16 protein-coding genes are annotated in these 18,262 nt (G+C 62.1%); 7 read left to right on the top strand and 9 right to left on the bottom strand.

Annotated elements, in window-relative coordinates; all coding sequences use genetic code 11:
• Window positions 1–17: 17 nt before the first annotated feature.
• Entirely contained in the window at window positions 18–1,598 is a 1,581-nt protein-coding gene (locus KF827_RS00990) for a 2-isopropylmalate synthase (protein ID WP_290998415.1), read from the bottom strand.
• 467 nt (window positions 1,599–2,065) lie between these two features.
• Here KF827_RS00990 and KF827_RS00985 point away from each other — a divergent pair, with 467 nt between their 5' ends.
• Window positions 2,066–2,524, top strand: a complete 459-nt coding sequence (locus tag KF827_RS00985; RefSeq protein ID WP_290998412.1) for a helix-turn-helix transcriptional regulator — start codon at window positions 2,066–2,068, stop codon at window positions 2,522–2,524.
• Window positions 2,525–2,605: 81 nt separating this feature from the next.
• Here KF827_RS00985 and ilvD read toward each other — a convergent pair whose 3' ends face one another.
• The 5 genes from ilvD to miaA all read right to left on the bottom strand — a co-directional run bounded on the left by ilvD (window position 2,606) and on the right by miaA (window position 9,100).
• The gene (gene ilvD, locus KF827_RS00980; protein ID WP_290998409.1) at window positions 2,606–4,438 is read right to left on the bottom strand and encodes a dihydroxy-acid dehydratase; all 1,833 of its coding nucleotides are present in this window, start codon (window positions 4,436–4,438) and stop codon (window positions 2,606–2,608) included.
• Between the two features lie 126 nt (window positions 4,439–4,564).
• Complete coding sequence (ilvC, locus tag KF827_RS00975; protein ID WP_290998406.1) at window positions 4,565–5,587, bottom strand: ketol-acid reductoisomerase; 1,023 nt, start codon at window positions 5,585–5,587, stop codon at window positions 4,565–4,567.
• A 99-nt stretch (window positions 5,588–5,686) separates the two neighbouring features.
• Window positions 5,687–6,205, bottom strand: a complete 519-nt coding sequence (gene ilvN / locus KF827_RS00970) for an acetolactate synthase small subunit (protein WP_290998403.1) — start codon at window positions 6,203–6,205, stop codon at window positions 5,687–5,689.
• A 29-nt stretch (window positions 6,206–6,234) separates the two neighbouring features.
• Window positions 6,235–8,016 carry an acetolactate synthase 3 large subunit gene (locus KF827_RS00965; protein ID WP_290998400.1) on the bottom strand — a complete coding sequence of 594 codons (1,782 nt, stop codon included), beginning with the start codon at window positions 8,014–8,016 and terminating at the stop codon, window positions 6,235–6,237.
• 97 nt (window positions 8,017–8,113) lie between these two features.
• Window positions 8,114–9,100 carry a tRNA (adenosine(37)-N6)-dimethylallyltransferase MiaA gene (gene miaA / locus KF827_RS00960; RefSeq protein WP_290998395.1) on the bottom strand — a complete coding sequence of 329 codons (987 nt, stop codon included), beginning with the start codon at window positions 9,098–9,100 and terminating at the stop codon, window positions 8,114–8,116.
• Between the two features lie 27 nt (window positions 9,101–9,127).
• On the opposite strand from miaA, the gene serB reads away from it, so the two are divergent.
• The 4 genes from serB (at window position 9,128) to KF827_RS00940 (ending at window position 13,428) form a co-directional block, all read left to right on the top strand.
• A complete protein-coding gene (gene serB / locus KF827_RS00955) occupies window positions 9,128–10,030 on the top strand; it encodes a phosphoserine phosphatase SerB (protein WP_290998392.1) in 903 nt (300 codons plus the stop codon).
• Between the two features lie 382 nt (window positions 10,031–10,412).
• Window positions 10,413–11,159, top strand: coding sequence for a helix-turn-helix transcriptional regulator (locus KF827_RS00950; protein WP_290998388.1), 747 nt, complete (start codon window positions 10,413–10,415; stop codon window positions 11,157–11,159).
• A gap of 844 nt (window positions 11,160–12,003) precedes the next feature.
• Window positions 12,004–12,459, top strand: a complete 456-nt coding sequence (locus KF827_RS00945) for a helix-turn-helix transcriptional regulator (protein ID WP_290998385.1) — start codon at window positions 12,004–12,006, stop codon at window positions 12,457–12,459.
• A 165-nt stretch (window positions 12,460–12,624) separates the two neighbouring features.
• Window positions 12,625–13,428: an inositol monophosphatase gene (locus KF827_RS00940; RefSeq protein WP_290998382.1), complete on the top strand. Its 804-nt coding sequence runs from the start codon at window positions 12,625–12,627 to the stop codon at window positions 13,426–13,428.
• On the opposite strand, the gene KF827_RS00935 is transcribed toward KF827_RS00940, so the two are convergent.
• The 3 genes from KF827_RS00935 to KF827_RS00925 form a co-directional block, all read right to left on the bottom strand.
• Window positions 13,392–14,243 carry a carbon-nitrogen hydrolase family protein gene (locus KF827_RS00935; RefSeq protein ID WP_290998379.1) on the bottom strand — a complete coding sequence of 284 codons (852 nt, stop codon included), beginning with the start codon at window positions 14,241–14,243 and terminating at the stop codon, window positions 13,392–13,394. The two genes, KF827_RS00940 and KF827_RS00935, sit on opposite strands and share 37 nt — an antisense overlap.
• Window positions 14,244–14,248: 5 nt before the next feature.
• Window positions 14,249–14,509: a glutaredoxin 3 gene (grxC, locus tag KF827_RS00930; protein ID WP_290998375.1), complete on the bottom strand. Its 261-nt coding sequence runs from the start codon at window positions 14,507–14,509 to the stop codon at window positions 14,249–14,251.
• A gap of 68 nt (window positions 14,510–14,577) precedes the next feature.
• A complete protein-coding gene (locus KF827_RS00925) occupies window positions 14,578–15,345 on the bottom strand; it encodes a ComF family protein (protein WP_290998373.1) in 768 nt (255 codons plus the stop codon).
• Window positions 15,346–15,419: 74 nt separating this feature from the next.
• On the opposite strand from KF827_RS00925, the gene KF827_RS00920 reads away from it, so the two are divergent.
• Together KF827_RS00920 and KF827_RS00915 are read left to right on the top strand one after the other, a co-directional pair.
• The gene (locus KF827_RS00920) at window positions 15,420–17,270 is read left to right on the top strand and encodes an acyclic terpene utilization AtuA family protein (protein WP_290998371.1); all 1,851 of its coding nucleotides are present in this window, start codon (window positions 15,420–15,422) and stop codon (window positions 17,268–17,270) included.
• Window positions 17,271–17,295: 25 nt separating this feature from the next.
• Window positions 17,296–18,249 carry a methyltransferase domain-containing protein gene (locus tag KF827_RS00915; protein WP_290998369.1) on the top strand — a complete coding sequence of 318 codons (954 nt, stop codon included), beginning with the start codon at window positions 17,296–17,298 and terminating at the stop codon, window positions 18,247–18,249.
• The last annotated feature ends 13 nt before the right edge of the window (window positions 18,250–18,262 follow it).

Here is an 18,262-nt window from a genome sequence, read left to right as displayed (position 1 = left end):
GCTCCAGCCACGGGGATTCAGGCAGACATTGCTGCTGGCGCGGTCTTTTCCCGCTTTACCAACAGTTTGTTCAAAGCATGGATATAAGCACGCGCCGAGGCCACCAGGGTATCGGCATCGGCACCCTGGCCGTTCACGGTCTTGCCGCCCTCGGCCAGCCGCACGGTCACTTCCGCCTGGGCATCGGTGCCCTCGGTGACGGCATGCACCTGATAGAGCTGCAACTTGGCTTCGTGCGGATACAGCGCCTGGATGGCATTGAAGGTAGCATCCACCGGACCATTGCCGGTGGCCTTCACACTGGCCGGACGGCCATCGATCTCCAGGTCCAGCTCGGCCGATTGCGGCCCCTTGGAACCGGCTACCACCTGCAGCGAAACGAAGCGGATACGATCATTCTCGCGGCCCACCGTATCGTCCACCAAGGCCAACAGATCCTCGTCGAACACTTCCTTCTTGCGGTCGGCCAGATCCTTGAAACGGTTGAAGGCATCCTGCACCTGGTTTTCGCCAAGCTGCAGGCCCAGCTCCTCCAGCTTCTTGCGGAAGGCATGGCGGCCGGAATGTTTGCCCAGCACCAAAGTCGAGCGGTTCAGGCCCACCGATTCCGGGGTCATGATCTCGTAGGTGCCGGCATGCTTGAGCATGCCATCCTGATGGATGCCGCTTTCATGGGCGAAGGCATTGGCGCCCACGATGGCCTTGTTGGGCTGCACGTTGAAGCCGGTGATGCCCGACAGCATGCGCGAGGCCTTGGTGATCTCGGTGGTCTTGATGCCGGTTTCAAACGTCATCGCATCGGCGCGCGTGCGCAGCGCCATCACGATTTCTTCCAGCGCGGCATTGCCGGCGCGTTCGCCGATGCCGTTGATGGTGCATTCCACCTGGCGCGCACCGCCCATCACGGCAGCCAGCGAATTGGCCACCGCCAGGCCCAGATCGTTATGGCAATGGGCCGAGAAACGCGCCTTGTCGCTGTTGGGCACGTTCTCGATCAGATAGCGCATCAGGCGGGTATATTCCTCGGGGATAGTATAGCCCACCGTATCGGGTACGTTGATCGTGGTGGCGCCGGCCTTGATTGCGCTTTCGATCACGCGGCAGAGGAATTCCGGCTCCGAACGCGTGCCATCCTCGCAGCTCCATTCCACATCGTCGCAGAGATTGCGCGCATGGGTTACGCTGTCGATCACCGCCTGATGCACCGCTTCGGGCTCCATCTGCAGCTTGAATTTCATATGCAGCGGGCTGGTGGAAATGAATGTGTGGATACGGGCGCGCTTGGCCGGCTTCAGGGCTTCCCAGGCGCGGTCGATATCCTTGCGGCCGGCACGCGACAAACCGCAGACAATGGAAGTGGTGACGCGTTTGGCAATTTCGTTCACCGCCTCGAAATCGCCGTTCGATGCAATCGGAAACCCGGCCTCGATGACATCGACACCCATGCTTTCGAGCTGATGCGCCACGCGCAGCTTCTCTTCCAGATTCATCGAACAGCCGGGCGATTGCTCGCCATCGCGCAAGGTGGTGTCGAAAATGATGATGCGCTCGCGGCCGGTTTTGGCGCTGGCTGTGTTGGCTGTGCTGGTGCCGGTCATGCTGATGCCTTTCCACCCGGCGAAGCGCAAAGCCGGGCCTGATCGCCCGCGGCACCGCGATTTCGCCTGAATTTCTTTGATTTAAGCATAACTTATACGCTCCGGCGGGCTGCACGCAAATGGCACGCGAGGGGATTACTGGGTCTCGCGCAAAAGGATGACTGGCAAGCACTGGAAACGCTGCCGCAGTGTCGCCCGACAGGCTTAACAGAGGGTGAATTTCCAACCGGTTCACTATCTTGCAGGATTACGGCGAAAGCGTGGTCTACGACTTTAGGTTTTCAGACCGAAAGCCCGCCGCCGAGGCATGTTAACGAATTTATTATCGAAAAATAACTCTCTAGGCATTCATTCCCTTTGTATATTCTGTCGAATTGTGACGAATCACAGCTAAACAGTGGGTAAGTTGCTCCATTATAAGCCATTGATAATATTTGGCTTTATTGGAGGGAGGAGTGAAAGAAAGTATGACGAATCAGGCCAGTCCCCGCATCACCAAAAGCCGCGGCACCAATGAATTCGACAGCCATGTCGGTCGCCGCCTGCGGGCAGCACGCACACTGGCCGGAATGAGCCAGACCCGACTGGGTCAGGCCGTGGGGCTCACCTTCCAGCAAATCCAGAAATACGAAAAGGGCGTGAACCGGATCGGTGCCAGCCGGCTGCAGCAATTCGCCGCGCTGCTGAATGTGCCGCCCAGCTATTTCTTCGAGGGCCAGGCCACCGAAACCCTGCCCAGCACCCTGCCGGTGGATGAGATCGACCCCAACATGATCGGCGCGGTTTCCCAGCGCCAGGCGATGGAACTGGTGCGCAATTTCAGCCGGATCGATTCAAAGTCCCTGCGCCGCCATATCTTCGATCTGGTGAAGGCAGCCGCCGGCGGCAGCATCCGCGACAGCGACGCCCCCGAGGCGAAAGACTGATCGCGCCGCAAGCAACCCTGCAAAAGCAAACGGCCGCCGGAGCTATTCGGCGGCCGTTTTTCGTTGCCTTACCCAGGCCGATCAGAGCACGCGCACAGCACCCTTGGCGGCCGATGTGGTCAGCGCTGCATAGGCCCTAAGCGCGGTAGACACCTTGCGCTTGCGCGGCTTGGCGGGCTGCCAGCCGGCGGCTTCCTGAGCCTTGCGGCGCTCGGCCAGCACGGCATCGCTGACAGCCAGATGAATGCGGCGATTGGGGATATCGATCTCGATGATATCGCCGGTCTGCACCAAGCCGATGGTGCCGCCCTCGGCGGCTTCCGGCGACACATGGCCGATGGAAAGCCCCGACGAGCCGCCGGAGAAGCGGCCATCGGTGACCAACGCGCAGAGCTTGCCCAGGCCCTTGGATTTCAGGTAGCTGGTGGGATAGAGCATTTCCTGCATGCCGGGGCCGCCGCGCGGGCCTTCATAGCGGATCAGCACGATCTCGCCGGCCTTCACCTTGCCGGTGAGGATGCTGGACACCGCATCATCCTGACTCTCGAAGATATGCGCCGGGCCGGAGAATTTCAGGATCGATTCATCCACGCCGGCGGTTTTCACGATGCAGCCATCCTCGGCAAGATTGCCGAACAACACAGCCAGGCCGCCATCCTTGGAGAAGGCATGCTCCGCGCTGCGCAGCACGCCGGTCTTGCGGTCGGTATCCAGGCTGTCGTAGCGGCGCGATTGCGAGAAGGCTTCCTGCGTGGGCACGCCACCCGGCGCGGCACGGAAGAAATCAACCACGGCAGGATCCTTGCTGCGCATCACATCCCAGCGGTTCAACGCATCGGCCAATGTAGGCGCATGCACGCTGCCCACCGAGGTGTTGAGCAAACCGGCGCGATCCAACTCGCCCAGAATGGCCATGATGCCGCCGGCGCGATGCACATCTTCCATATGCACATCCGACTTGGCCGGCGCCACCTTGCACAGCACCGGCACGCGGCGCGACAGCCGGTCGATATCGGCCATGGTGAAATTCACCTCGCCCTCATAGGCGGCAGCCAGCAGATGCAACACGGTGTTGGTGGAACCGCCCATGGCGATATCCAGCGTCATGGCATTCTCAAACGCCGCGAAATTGGCGATGCTGCGCGGCAATACGCTGGCATCGTCGTTTTCGTAATAGCGGCGCGCGAGATCGACCACCAGGCGGCCGGCTTCCAGGAACAGCCGCTTGCGGTCGGCATGGGTGGCCAAAGTGGAACCGTTGCCGGGCAAGGAAAGGCCCAAAGCCTCGGTAAGACAGTTCATTGAATTGGCGGTGAACATGCCGGAGCAGGAACCGCAGGTGGGGCAAGCCGAACGCTCGTAGGTCTTTACATCCTCGTCGCTGATCTTGTCGTCGGCAGCGGCCACCATGGCATCGATCAGATCCACCGCCTTCTGCTCGCCGCTGCCCAGCAGCACCTTGCCGGCTTCCATCGGGCCGCCGGAAACGAACACCGCCGGGATATTGAGGCGCAAAGCAGCCATCAGCATGCCGGGCGTGATCTTGTCGCAATTGGAAATGCACACCATGGCATCGGCGCAATGGGCATTCACCATGTATTCCACGGAATCGGCGATGATCTCGCGCGACGGCAGCGAATACAGCATGCCGTCATGGCCCATGGCGATGCCGTCATCCACCGCGATGGTGTTGAATTCCTTGGCCACGCCGCCGGCCGCTTCCACCTCGCGCGCCACCATCTGGCCGAGATCCTTCAGATGCACATGGCCGGGCACGAACTGGGTGAAGGAATTGACGATGGCGATGATCGGCTTGCCGAAGTCCTCGTCCTTCATGCCGGTGGCGCGCCAAAGGCCGCGTGCGCCCGCCATGTTGCGGCCGTGGGTGGTGGTTCTGGAGCGATAAGCAGGCATGTCACACCCTAAAATGCTGGTTGTCTTTTTTCGCGTCGGTTATCGCTGGCAGCATAACCGAAAACGGCCGCCGGGTCGCAAATCAATGCGCGATCCGGCGGCCGTCTTTTGTGTGCCGGAAAGGCCTTAGTTGGAGCGGGCCTTGTCGACCAGCTTGTTCTTGGCGATCCAGGGCATCATGGCGCGCAGCTTGGCGCCCACATCCTCGATCGGGTGTTCGGCATTGCGGGCGCGGATGGCCTTGAACGAGGTCTGGTTCACCTTGTTCTCCAGCATCCAGTCGCGGGTGAAGCGGCCGCTCTGGATATCGGCCAGGATGCGCTTCATTTCCGCCTTGGTTTCCGGCGTGATCAGGCGCGGGCCAGACACGTAGGAGCCGTATTCGGCGGTGTTGGAGATCGAGTAGTTCATGTTGGCGATACCGCCTTCGTAGATCAGGTCCACGATCAGCTTCACTTCATGCAGGCACTCGAAATAGGCCATTTCCGGCGCATAGCCGGCTTCCACCAGGGTTTCGAAACCCGCCTTGATCAGCTCCACCAGGCCGCCGCACAGCACGGTCTGCTCGCCGAACAGGTCGGTTTCGCATTCTTCCTTGAAGGTGGTCTCGATGATGCCGGCCTTGCCGCCGCCATTGGCCGAGGCATAGCTGAGCGCGATTTCCAGCGCATTGCCGGATGCATTCTGATGCACCGCAACCAGCGAAGGCACGCCGCCGCCCTTGAGATATTCCGAACGCACGGTGTGGCCTGGGCCCTTCGGCGCGATCATGAACACGTCGAGATCCTTGCGCGGCTCGATCAGGTTGAAATGGATGTTCAGACCATGGGCGAAGGCAAGGGCTGCGCCTTCCTTCATGTTGTCGCGCAGGTCGTTCACCCACAGATCGGCCTGGCCTTCATCGGGGGTGAGCACCATCACCACATCGGCCCACTTGGCGGCCTCGGTGGGGGTCATCACCTTGAAGCCGGCTTCCTCGGCCTTCTTCACGCCGGCCGAGCCCTTGCGCAGAGCCACAGCGACATTCTTCACGCCGCTATCCTTGAGGTTCATCGCATGGGCATGGCCCTGGCTGCCATAGCCCACGATGACAACCTTTTTGCCCTTGATCAGGTTCAGATCGGCGTCGCGGTCGTAATACACACGCATTTTCGTTTCTCCTTGAGGTACTGCGTTCTGGTTGTTGCTTCTCGGGGTTTGGAATAGTCGAAGCGGTCTATTCTCTGAAGTCTTAAAGTGGCGTGATTCTTAAAGTGGCGTGGCGCCGCGGCTGATCGCCACCACGCCGGTGCGCGATACATCCACCAGGCCGAGCGGCTGCATCAGCTTGATGAAGGCATCGACCTTCTCGGTGGTGCCGGTCACTTCAAAAACGAAGGATTCGATGGTGCTGTCCACCGCGCGCGCACGGAAGATATCGGCGATGCGCAGGCTTTCCACCCGCTTCTCGCCGCTGCCGGCCACCTTGATCAGCGCCAGTTCGCGCGCCACATGCGGACCTTCCACAGTGAGATCGTGCACATTATGCACCGGCACCAGGCGGCCCAACTGGGCCTTGATCTGCTCGATCACCGGCGCCGGGCCGGAGGTGACGATGGTGATGCGCGAGAGATGGGCGGCGTTGTTCACCTCGGCCACCGTGAGGCTCTCGATATTATAGCCACGGCCCGAGAATAGGCCGACGATACGGGCAAGGATGCCCGGCTCGTTATCCACCAGGATGGACAGGATGTGAGATTGGATCGGCAAAGCGGCTTGCGCTGACATGACTGGGTATCCGGATTGAAATCGCTGACCTAGACCAGCGCCATGCCTTCCTCGCTCACCGAAGCCCCCGGGGCGGAGGCCGGCTGATCGGGAAGGATCATCTCGTTATGGGCAGCGCCCGAAGGCACCATCGGGAAACAATTCTCGGCCTTGTCGACCGCTACATCGACCAGCACCGGCCGGTCGATCTTGATCATCTCGTCGATGACCCCATCGAGATCGGCAGGGTTGGTGCAGCGCAGGCCCACGCAATGGAAGGCCTCGGCCAGCTTCACGAAATCGGGCAGAGATTCCGAATAGCTCTGGGAATAGCGGCCGCCATGGAGCAATTGCTGCCATTGGCGCACCATGCCCATATATTCGTTATTGAGCACGAACACCTTCACCGGCAGGCGGAATTGCGCCGCCGTGCCCAGCTCCTGGATATTCATCAGGATCGAGGCCTCGCCGGCGATATCCACAACCAGCTTGCCGGGATGGCCGAGTTGCACGCCGATGGCGGCCGGCAGGCCATAGCCCATGGTGCCCAGGCCGCCCGAGGTCATCCAGCGATTGGGCTGCTCGAACTTGTAATACTGCGCCGCCCACATCTGGTGCTGGCCCACCTCGGTGGTGATGAAGGTGTCGCGGTTCCTGGTCTTCTCATACAGCCGCTGGATGGCGTATTGCGGCTTGATGATATCCTTGCCCTGGGTGAAATGCAGGCAATCGCGGGCGCGCCATTGATCGATCTGCGCCCACCATTTCTTCACCGCCTTGGTATTCGGCTTGAAGCCGCCTTCTTTCCACGCGGAGATCATCTGCTCCAGCACCCGGCAGGCATCGCCCACGATGCAGAGATCGGCACGCACGGTTTTGTTATGCGACGACGGGTCGATATCCACATGGATCTTGGTGGAGCCCGGCGAAAACGCATTCAGCCGACCGGTGATGCGATCATCGAAACGCGCGCCGATATTGATCATCACATCGCAATCATGCATGGCATGATTGGCTTCCCAGGTGCCATGCATACCCAGCATGCCGAGGAAATGCTTGTCGGTACCAGACACCGCGCCAAGCCCCATCAGCGTGTTGGTGACCGGGAAACCGGTCAGCTTCACCAATTCGCGCAGCAATTCCGAAGCCTTCGGGCCGGCATTGATGATGCCGCCGCCGGTATAGAAGATCGGCCGCTCGGCCTTGGCCATCAGCTCGACGGCCTGGCGGATCTTGTCGGCCTCGCCCTCGACACGCGGACGATAGGTCTTGTGGCGCACATTCTGCGGGCCGGTGTAATGGCCCTGCTGCACCTGCACATCCTTGGGCAGATCGATCACCACCGGGCCGGGGCGGCCATTGGTGGCGACGTAAAACGCCTCATGCACCACGCGGGCAAGATCTTCGGCATTCTTCACCAGGTAATTATGCTTGGTGCAGGGCCGGGTGATGCCGGTGGTATCGCATTCCTGGAAGGCATCCGAGCCGATCAGATGGGTGGCCACCTGGCCGGTGAGGCAGATCACCGGGATGGAATCCAGCAGCGCATCGGTCAGGCCGGTCACCGCATTGGTGGCGCCGGGGCCGGAGGTGACCAGCACCACGCCGGGCTTGCCGGTGGACCGCGCATAACCTTCCGCGGCATGCACCGCACCCTGCTCGTGACGCACCAGGATGTGGCGAATGGCATTCTGCTTGAACAGCGCATCGTAAATCGGCAATACCGCGCCGCCCGGATAGCCGAAAATGACCTCGACGCCCTGATCTACAAGCGCCTTGATCACCAGCTCCGCGCCGGACATGGTCTGCTTTTCACGCTGTTCGGTAGCCATAACTCCATTCCTTGTGTTGCCCTGAGTATTGTTCTGGGTGTTGCACTGGCAAAAAAGGGGCGAAAAACCATCCGCCCCCTCGAAAAAGCGGGCCAACCTATACGGCGGGCCACCGCATGGTCAACAGGTATCTCACAATGAATGGAAAGATTTTTGCCTCTGGCTTGAAATTTTCTTTCTCGCCAAGGTCGGTTTCCTCAACCAGCAGGCAATCAGCCGCTCGGGGCACCAATTGGTGCCGAAACCAGGTGGTCTGCCGCTTGGCGTAATGCCGCGTATTAAGCTGCCCTATTCGGATGGCTTCGGCCAGCGAAATCCTGCCCGCCAGGTGTTCCAGCAATTCCGGCAGGCCATGGGCCTTGCGCATCGGGGCATCCGCCGGCAGATCCTGCCGCGCGGCCACCGCACGGGCCTCGTCCAGCGCCCCGGCCGCCATCATCGCCTCGAAACGCCGGTCTATCCGCGCATAAAGCGCGGCGCGCGGCGGCCGCAGCAGAATCCAGGCCACCGGATTGGCCAGGCCTGGCGCATTGCCGGCCAGGCGCCAGGCAGCCAGGCCCTTACCGGTGCCCAGCAGCACTTCGGTGGCGCGCAACACCCGCTGGCTGTCATGCGGCTGCAGTTGCGCCGCGGTTTCCGCATCCAGCCGGGCATGCAGCGCGGCCGCGCCTTCGGCGCTCAGCATGGCCTGCGCCTGCCGGCGCGCTGCTTCCGGGATCGGCGGCACCTCTACCATGCCTTCCAGCAGCCCGCGCAAATACATGCCGGTGCCGCCCACCAGCACCGGCAGCCGGCCTTTGGCGGCAGTTTCGGCAATCGCCTGCCGCGCCAGGCCGCGCCAGCGCGCCGCCGTGCCATGGTCTGCGCCATCCAGCACGCCATAAAGCCGGTGCGGCAGGCGGGCTTCTTCCTCCGGCGTGGGACGCGCGGAAAGAATCCGCAGGTCGCGATAGACCTGCATGCTGTCGGCATTGATCACATCGCCGCCGAAATGCTCGGCTATCGCCAGCCCAAGCGCCGACTTGCCGCTGGCAGTGGGCCCGGCAACGATGACAAGCGGCAGATCGGCAGGTATATCGGTCATCCGTATTTCATACAGTGGGACGCCGCCATGCAAAACCTTCTCACCCTGATCGTCGATCCGCATGGCTCCGCTTTAAGCGAGCGCATGGTTGGGGCGGTGCGCGACGCCCTGGCCCTGGCCGGCGCCAAGGTGGCCAAGCCGGATTGGCTGGATCAGGGCATTGCCTGCGATATCGGCTATGAGCGGCTGGGCCGCGAAGCCGTGATCAAGGCAGCCGAAACCGCCCTGCGCGGCGCGCCGGTGGACCTGCTGCTGGTGGATGCCGAGAACCGCCGCAAAAAGGTGCTGGTGGCCGATATGGAAAGCACCATCATCCGCAACGAGATGATCGATGAACTGGCCGAAATCGCCAATCTGGGCCCAGGCATTGCCGATATCACCCGCCGCGCCATGAATGGCGAACTGAATTTCGACACCGCCCTGCGCGAGCGCGTGGCGCTGCTGAAAGGCCTGCCGGACGATCTGCTGGACCGTGCCGGCAGCAATATCAAGCTGATGCCCGGCGCCTCCACCCTGCTGCGCACTCTGAAGCATCACGGGGTGTATTGCGCATTGGTTTCCGGCGGTTTCGACCATTACACCCGGCGCATCCAGGCCGAACTGGGCTTCGATGAGCAGCAGGCCAACCATTTGGTGGTCACCTTCGACAAACTGGCCGGCACCGTGCGCGAGCCGATCCTGGGCCGGGATGCGAAGCTGCAGGCGATGCAACGGATCGCCACGCAACAGGGCGTGACCGACGCCGATTGCCTCACCGTGGGCGATGGCGCCAACGACCTCAGCATGCTGCTGGCCGCCGGCATGGGCATCGCTTTCCGGGCCAAGCCCAATGTGCGGGCCCAAGCCAGGCTGAATGTGCGCCACGGCGACCTGACCGCCCTGCTCTATGCCCAGGGATACCGTCGCGCCGATATAATTGGACGTGCATAAGCGCCGGTTGCATGCGGGACGCATAGGATCAATACGGGAACGATCCTTGTTTCATACCTAAAAATCGCGACCCGGCTGAATTTGCCCATATTTGCAATGGCAAACAATTGTAATAAATTATTGTTATAGAACAAGCATACTTGTTTCAAATATATGATTTTTTTGTACTTTATAATGTCTCTGATGAGTCGATGATTGTCTCTTTAATTGCAACGCGGCTCGACCAAAGTTTAACAGATAAGAACATAAAGGGGGACAATAGATCAAAATATTCCTTTTTAGGGGTAGTACAACCGCATCTGTAAAACCAGATCGTGAAAAATCCATCGCACAAAGCAAGAATTTTCCCTATTCTATGCGGGATAGCGGGATGCAAGCTGCCATGAAAAAACACGCCATCAAGGATCAATCCTTGAAAACACCGCATAGCTCGAAAGCGCCGCGCCCCTCAAAAGCGCAGCGCTTCTCAAAAGCTCAGCTCTCGTCGGAAATCGCCCCTTCCTACGAAACCCCCTTGATGCAAAACCTGAAGCGCCTGATGCAGCGCCAGGGCTGGCGCCCGGCGCCGCTTTCGCAAGCAGCCGGCCTGCACGCCTCCTATGTGCGCGATATCATGCGCGGCCGGGCACGGCACCCTTCGGCTGAGCGGTTGGAGCGGTTGGCCCAGGTTCTGGGCGTACCCTTGCAGGAACTCACCGGCAGCAACCGCAACACCTCTGTGTTGCCCGCCCTCAATGCAGCACAATCTGCAAAAGGCCATACCGATGCCCTGGCCTGCGCAATGCCCGGCACGCCTGTAAATACAGGCATCGCTGCGCTTACCGGCACTCAGCAGACTGATATGTTTGCCCGTTCTATCGATGCCGAGGGCAATCTATCGCTGTCAGTGCCGCGTGAATCCCCGCTGCACGGCCAAGCGGCACAATTATTGTCGCTGTTTGCCGCCCTGCCCGCACCGCGCCGCAAGGCTTTGCTGTTCTGGTTGCTGCGTGAACGGGATTTGAGCGGCACCGAGGATCATCCCGGGCTTTGGGCCTCCGCCTTCAGCAGCGAGGGGCTCGGCCGCGAGCCGGTCTGGGATCAGGGCCAGGAGCAGAATTGGCCAGAAGCCCGCGCCGCGAAAAGCTGAGCATTCTCTGGGCCGTTTCCAGGCAGCCTACCGGGGCGGCCATGGCGTAACACCGTGCAGACTCCGCCCGCCCACAAGCCTAAGGCGTAGCGCCCGCCGGCGCCACTACATCAATTGTCGACACAAATTTACCCGTCTTCCGAGTAATGCCACAGCCTGCGGCCCAACCCGCCAAACACTCGGCATATCCCAGGCCATGCCTCGTTGAGGCTTTCAGGCCAACCCGCAAAAAAATCAATCTTGACAGTCAATTCATTGTATACATTGATACACAAAAGCTGAAGCGGACCGCAACCAGGCCCTCCGACCGACTTATCCGCTGCGCCAGAACCAGGCTTCGGAAGATCACCATATACACGTAATTAGAGAAATTGCATTTGTGCGACAGACTGTAAGATTTTGTGTAAATCGATCCCCTGAAATAAAATTAGTGAGACAGTTCATCGTTGGCGCGCATGATATTCTCTGCTGAGTTGTTGAAGTGAGACAGTCATTAAGATCGCTTTTTTTGATGCAGTACTATTCAGTGGAACAGCCATACTCTCATTACTACATGGAACTATTCAGTATTACGTGTGGCTAACTATTCTGGCGTCGTAATTTTCTCAAGAAATTGTTTGATGGGGCGTTTTTCCCTTTCCCAATCGGGATTCGTCCCACTATACTTTTCTCATCCGGATATGATTCCGCAGCAAAAAACACCCGTCTGCCTAGTGCGACGGCCGAGGGTTCTACACAACCTAAGGCCCAGGTCAGGTCAGGCCGAGGCAGCTGCGCTGAGGATCGGTCCTTCAGTCGCTGTCAGTTGTTCAGTTGTGAACTTGAACCTTGAGGAGTAGCAGTTATGAGCAAGCGTCGTCAGTTGGGTCCCAGCCCGTATGATATCCAGGTGGGCCAGCGTCTGCGCCAGGCCCGCACTCTCGCCGGCATGAGCCAGGGCCGCCTTGGCGAGGCGGTGGGCGTGACCTTCCAGCAGGTGCAGAAGTATGAGAAGGGCCTGAATCGTATCGGCGCCAGCCGCCTGATGCAGTTCTCCACCATCCTGAATGTAACCCCGGCCTATTTCTTCGACGGCATCCAACCCACCGATGGCGAATCCGGCAGCGCGCCGGCCAAGCCCAGCAACAGCTTCGATTACGGCGAGGCCTCGCAGCGCCAGGCGCTGGAACTGGTGCGCCATTTCGGCATGTTGACCGACATGAACCTGCGCACCAGCATCCTCGAACTGGTGAAGACCGCCGCCCGCGCCCAGACCAACGAAACCGCGGTCGAAGCCAGCGACGAGGCTGCTGCCGCCTGATCCTGCTGTTGTTTCCGATATCCATCTGGTGGGTATCGGATATGACGCCCGCATTGCCCTGGCGGGCCATCAATGAGAGACTCCGCCAGGGTTGCCGGCAAACATGCCGCCAGGGTCGCAGGCACGCATGCCGACACGCAGCCCATGAATGCGCGGGAGGCAATAATGGGCGGAGATGGTATCGAGCGGCGCCTGCATCTGGCCGAAGAAATCATCCGCGAAGCGGGCAAGCTGGCCCGCGCCTATTTTGAAAATCGCCACAGCCTGACCATCGAGACCAAGGGCGCGCAGGATTTTGTCAGCCGCGCCGACAAGGAAACCGAGGCGCTGATCGTATCGCGTCTCGGGCTGGAATGCCCGCAGGATGGCATCCTGGGCGAAGAAGGCGGCCGCTACGACAGCAAGGGCCATGGCGATGCCGGCCACAGCGTGTGGGTGATCGATCCGATCGACGGCACCGCCAATTTCCTGCGCGGCATTCCTTTCTGGTGCATCTCGATGGCCCTGGTGCATGAGGGCCGGTTAGAGCTGGGCCTGATCTACGATCCCATGCATGACGAACTCTTCGCCGGCCGGCGCGGCCATGGCGCCAAGCGCAACGGCCAGCCGATGCACGTAACCGGCGCCGGCGATTTCCGCCAGGGCAATATCGGGCTCGGCTATGGCCATACCCTGCCGCGCGAATTGCATGTGGGCGCCATCGATGCGCTGCTGCTGAAGGGCTGCGAATACCGCCGGCTGGGTTCGGGCGCACTGGGCCTGGCCTATGTGGCCGATGGGCGGCTGGATGGCTTTTACGAAAGCCGGCTGAATTCCTGGGATGTGCTGGGCGGATTGCTGCTGGTATCGGAAGCCGGCGGGCGACAGAACGACTTCCTGGCCAATGACGGCCTCAATCGCGGCAATCCGGTGCTGGCAACAACGCCGGCCTTCTACGATCCGCTGGCCAGGCTGGTCGGACTCGCATAATCGGTGTTGCTGTTCCAGGCGGGAATCTGCGCCCGGGCCTTGTCCACTTCCGCCAGGTCGATCTCGGCCATGCACAGGCCCACGCCTTCGCCGGCATCGGCCAGCACGCGGCCCCAGGGATCCACGATCAGCGAATGGCCATAGGTCTGGCGCGCGGCGGGATGATCGCCCCACATCGCCGGCGCGATCACGAAGGCGCCTGTTTCGATGGCCCGCGCGCGTAACAGCACATGCCAATGCGCCTCGCCGGTGGTGCGGGTGAAGGCCGCCGGAATGCTGAGCAATTGCGCGCCGGCCTGGGCCAGACCGCGATAGAGATGCGGAAAGCGCAGATCGTAGCAGACCGTCATGCCCAGCGCGCCGAAGGGCGTGGGCGTGAGCACAGCCATGTCGCCGCCGGCAATCGAATTCGACTCCCGATAGGTTTCGCCGCTCGGCAGGTCTACATCGAACAGATGGATCTTGTCGTAACGCGCCGCGATCGCGCCATCGGGCTGCAACAGATACGAACGGTTGGCATTGCGGTTGGCGCCCTCTTCGCGCACCGCCAGCGAACCCACCAGCAGCCAGGTTTGCAGTTCGTGCGCCAGAGCGCGATAGGCTGCCAGCGCCGGATGCTCGGCTTCCGAACGCCCCGCCGCCAGCGAGGCCGCGGCATTGCGCCCCATGAAGCCGGAATTCTCCGGCGTGGCGATCAGTTCGGCGCCGGCCGCCTTGGCCTGGCGCGCCAGGGCCGAGACTTGCGCGATATTCGCCGCCATATCGTCGCGCAGATTGGTCTGCAGGCAGGCAACGGAAAAGCGGCGGCGCGTCATCCGGCTCAGGCCGCCTGCAGCAGCGGATCGAGTTTGCCGGCACGATCCAGGGCATAGAGATCGTCGCAACCGCCTACATGGGTTTCGCCGATCCAGATCTGCGGCACGCTGGTGCGGCCGCCGGACAGCTCGGTCATCTTGGCGCGGGTTGCCGGATCGTAGGAAACGTCGATCTCATTGAAAGCGGCGCCCTTGCGTTCCAACAAAGCCTTGGCGCGGGCGCAATAGGGACAGAGCATGGTGGTGTAGATGGTGATGGGCTGCATGGCGAAAATCCGGAGGAAGCTGTTTCGTTACCGATTATATGGGGCGGCCCGGCAAGGAAACAACGGGCTCAAACCAGCTCCGGTCGCACCACGCGGGCCAGGGTGAGAATATCCACCGCCGTCGCGCCGGCCTGTTGCAACGCGCGCAGGCAGGCGCCGGACGTGGCCCCGGTGGTGAATACGTCGTCGATCAGCAAAACGCTCTTGCCGCGCAGCAATTCGCGCCGCACCGGATTCACCCGGATCGCGCCGGCCAGCGCGCGGCGGCGCTCCTGCCGGCCCAATCCGCCCAGGCTTGGGGTGGGGCGCAGGCGCTGCAACAGATCGGGTATCGCCGGCTTGCCGCTGCGCCGGGCCAGCGCCTGGGCCAGCAAAGCCGATTGGTTGTAGCGCCGGCGCCACAGCCGGCCGCGATGCAACGGCACCGGCACGATCAGATCGGCATCCTGCAGCAAGGCCGCCCCGGCCCGCGCCATCAAATCAGCCAGGCCACGCGCCAGATCGGTGCGGTCGGCGCGCTTGAAACGCAGCACCAGGTCGCGCCCGCCGCCGCCATAAACCAGGGCCGCCCGGGCCCGGCGATAGCGCGGCGGCTTGGCCAGGCAGGCGCCGCATAGCATGCCGGCCGGCACCGGCAGCGTAAACGGCGTGCCGCAGCAGGGGCAAAGCGGTTCGGCGATGAAATCCAGCATGGGCCAGCAGCCGGCGCAAAGCCGGCCCGGCTCGGCCACGGTTTCGCCGCACAGCATGCAGCGCGGCGGCAACAGCATGTCCAGGCTCCAACGCGCCAACTGCGCCGGTATTGCCGATAAACGCCCGAGAGCGAGATTCTTCATGGCATGACGTTGGGACAGCCATTGCTCTGCCGTCAACCGGGTTTAGACTGTCTCCGACAATTTGGGAGGAAATCATGGGCGGCAAAATCATCCGCATCGGCTGCGCTTCCGGCTTCTGGGGCGATTCCATGATCGGCGCGCCGCAATTGCTGCGCCAGGCCAAGCTGGATTACCTGATCTTCGATTACCTGGCAGAAATCACCATGTCGATCATGGCCCGCATGCGCGCCAAGGATCCGAGCCAGGGCTACGCCACCGATTTCGTAGCCGTGACCATGAAGCGTATCCTGCCCGAACTGGCGCGCAGCAAGGTGAAGGTGGTGAGCAATGCCGGCGGCGTGAACCCGGCCGCCTGTGCCGCCGCGATCCGTACCATGATTGCCGAGGCCGGCCTGGACCTGAAAGTGGCGGTGGTGCTGGGCGACGACCTGATGCCGGATATCGAGCGCCATCGCAGCGCGCTGGTGGCGATGCAGGTGGGCGAAAAAGCACCGGCCAAATTCATGTCGGCGAATGCCTATCTGGGCGCCCGACCGATTGCCGCCGCCCTTGCCGGTAGCCCAAATGGCAGGGGGGCAGATGGCAGGGGGCCAGATAGCAGGGGAGCCGACATCGTGATCACCGGCCGCTGCGTTGACAGCGCCCTGGCACTTGGGCCGCTGATGCATGAATTCGGCTGGCCGGCAGAGGATTGGGACCGGCTTTCGGCTGGCAGCCTGGTGGGCCATATCCTGGAATGCGGCGCCCAGGCCACCGGCGGCCTGTTCACCGATTGGCGCGACGTACCGGGTTGGGATGCCATCGGCTATCCGGTGGCCGAGGTATCGGAAGACGGCAGCTTCGTGCTGACCAAGCCCGATGGCACCGGCGGGCTGGTGAGCGTGGGCACCGCCAGCGAGCAGTTGGTTTACGAAATAGGCGATCCGGCGGCCTATCGGCTGCCTGATGTGACCTGCGATTTCAGCGCCGTGCATATCGAACAGGTGGGCGAAAACCGCGTGCGCATCAGCAACGCCAAAGGCCGCCCGCCCACCGACAGTTATAAGGTTTCCGCCACCTATATGGATGGCTTCCGCGCCGTGGCGCATCTCACCATCGGCGGTCGCGAGGCGCGTGCCCGCGCCGAACGCTCGGCAGAGGCCATCCTCACCCGCACCCGCAAGATTTTCCAGATGATGAATCTGGGCGATTACCGTGCGGTGGAAACCGAAACCCTGGGCAGCGAGGCGATGTATGGCCCCAACGCCGCCGCAGGCGCGCTGGCAAGCCGCGAAGTGGTGATGAAACTGGCGGTCAGCCATGCCGAAAAGGCCGCGCTGGAGATATTCGCCCGCGAAATCGCCCCGGCGGGCACTTCCTATGCCGCCGGCACGACCGGCTTTTTCGGCGGCCGCCCTTCGCCGCAACCGGTTGTGCGGCTGTTTTCCTGCTTCATCGCCAAGGCCGATATACCGCTGGCGCTGGATTTCGACGGCACGGCCCAGCCGCTGACATTGGCGCCGGTGAAAACCGGAGGCGAAGGCGGACCGGCCGGCAAACCCGATCCGGCGCGCCTGCCGGGCGGGCCGCAGGTGCCGGGAGGGCCGCAGGTGAATGTGCCGCTGATCCGGTTGGCCTGGGCGCGTTCGGGCGACAAGGGCAACGACAGCAATATCGGCGTGATCGCCCGCGAGCCGCGTTTCCTGCCCGCCATCCGCGCGGCCCTGAGCCCGGAAGCCGTGAAAGAGTATTTCCGCCATCTCTGCCAGGGCGATGTGGTGCGTTACGAATGGCCCGGCATCCATGGCCTGAATTTTCTGCTCAAAGACTCTCTCGGCGGTGGCGGAATCGCCAGTTTGCGCAATGATCCGCAAGGCAAGGCTTTTGCCCAGATGTTACTGGATCATCCGATCCCTGTGCCGATAGAATGGGGCCTGGAGCCATGAATGCGCTGCCCGTGAACGAGTCGAAATGTCTTTTGCCCATTTCATCAAGCAGAATCCACGCCTAGCAAGCCTGTATTACATCTTCGACGGATGGCGCCGCCGCCGCCGGCTGCGCCATGGCGATATCGCCACCTCTTCCGGCACGCGCCATGCCGCTCTGGATATCGAAGATTCCCTGGCCTATATCGAAAAGGTCTGGCGCGATTATCTCGCCTGGTCGGACCGCAAGACGATTGCCGGCCGGGTGGTGGAGATCGGCCCTGGCGACAATTTCGGCGTGGCGCTGCTGCTGCTGAAGCATGGCGCCACGTTTGTGGAAGCCATCGACAAATTCGCACCCTGGCGCGATCCGGAAGCGCAGGCTGCGATCTATCGCGCCCTCGCCGAGCGTTTCGATCTGGCCGGCCGGTTCGATGGCCCGCCCAGCGAAGCCGCGATCCGCGACCTGGCCTATCATCCCGGCATGCCGGCCGAGCGTTATTTCACCGATTGCGCGCCGATGGATGCGGTGCTCTCGCGCGCGGTGCTGGAGCATCTGGACGATCCGCTGGCCTCGCTGGATAGCCAATGGGCGCGGCTGAAGCCCGGCGGTTTGCTGCTGCACCGGGTGGATCTGCGCGACCATGGCATGTTCGCCGGCAACCACCCGCTGACTTACCTCACCATCGCGCCCGCCACCTACCGCCTGATCGCCGAACAGACCGGGCGGCCCAACCGCATCCTGCTGCCCTACTACCGCGAACATGTCCAGCAGCGGCGCTGGCCGGCGCGGTTCGGCATCACCCGCCTGGTGGACGTGCCCAGCGAATATCCCAACCTGCCCTGGGACGCTCTGCCCGAAGCCGACCGCATGCGGGCGCTGGCCGCCGTGATGGCGATCCGCCCCAAACTGGCCGCCCCCTTCCGCGCCCTGAGCGACAAGGACCTGGCCGTGGCCGGTTTCGTGCTGCTGGCGGAGAAGCCCGCAACAACCGGATAGCGTCCGGCGGCGC

Origin of the sequence: Ferrovibrio sp. (genome assembly GCF_019636075.1) — a bacterium.
Taxonomy (GTDB): Bacteria; Pseudomonadota; Alphaproteobacteria; order Ferrovibrionales; family Ferrovibrionaceae; genus Ferrovibrio.
The sequence above is the reverse complement of the archived record's forward strand: the minus strand, read 5'-3'. Positions and strand labels throughout refer to the sequence as shown.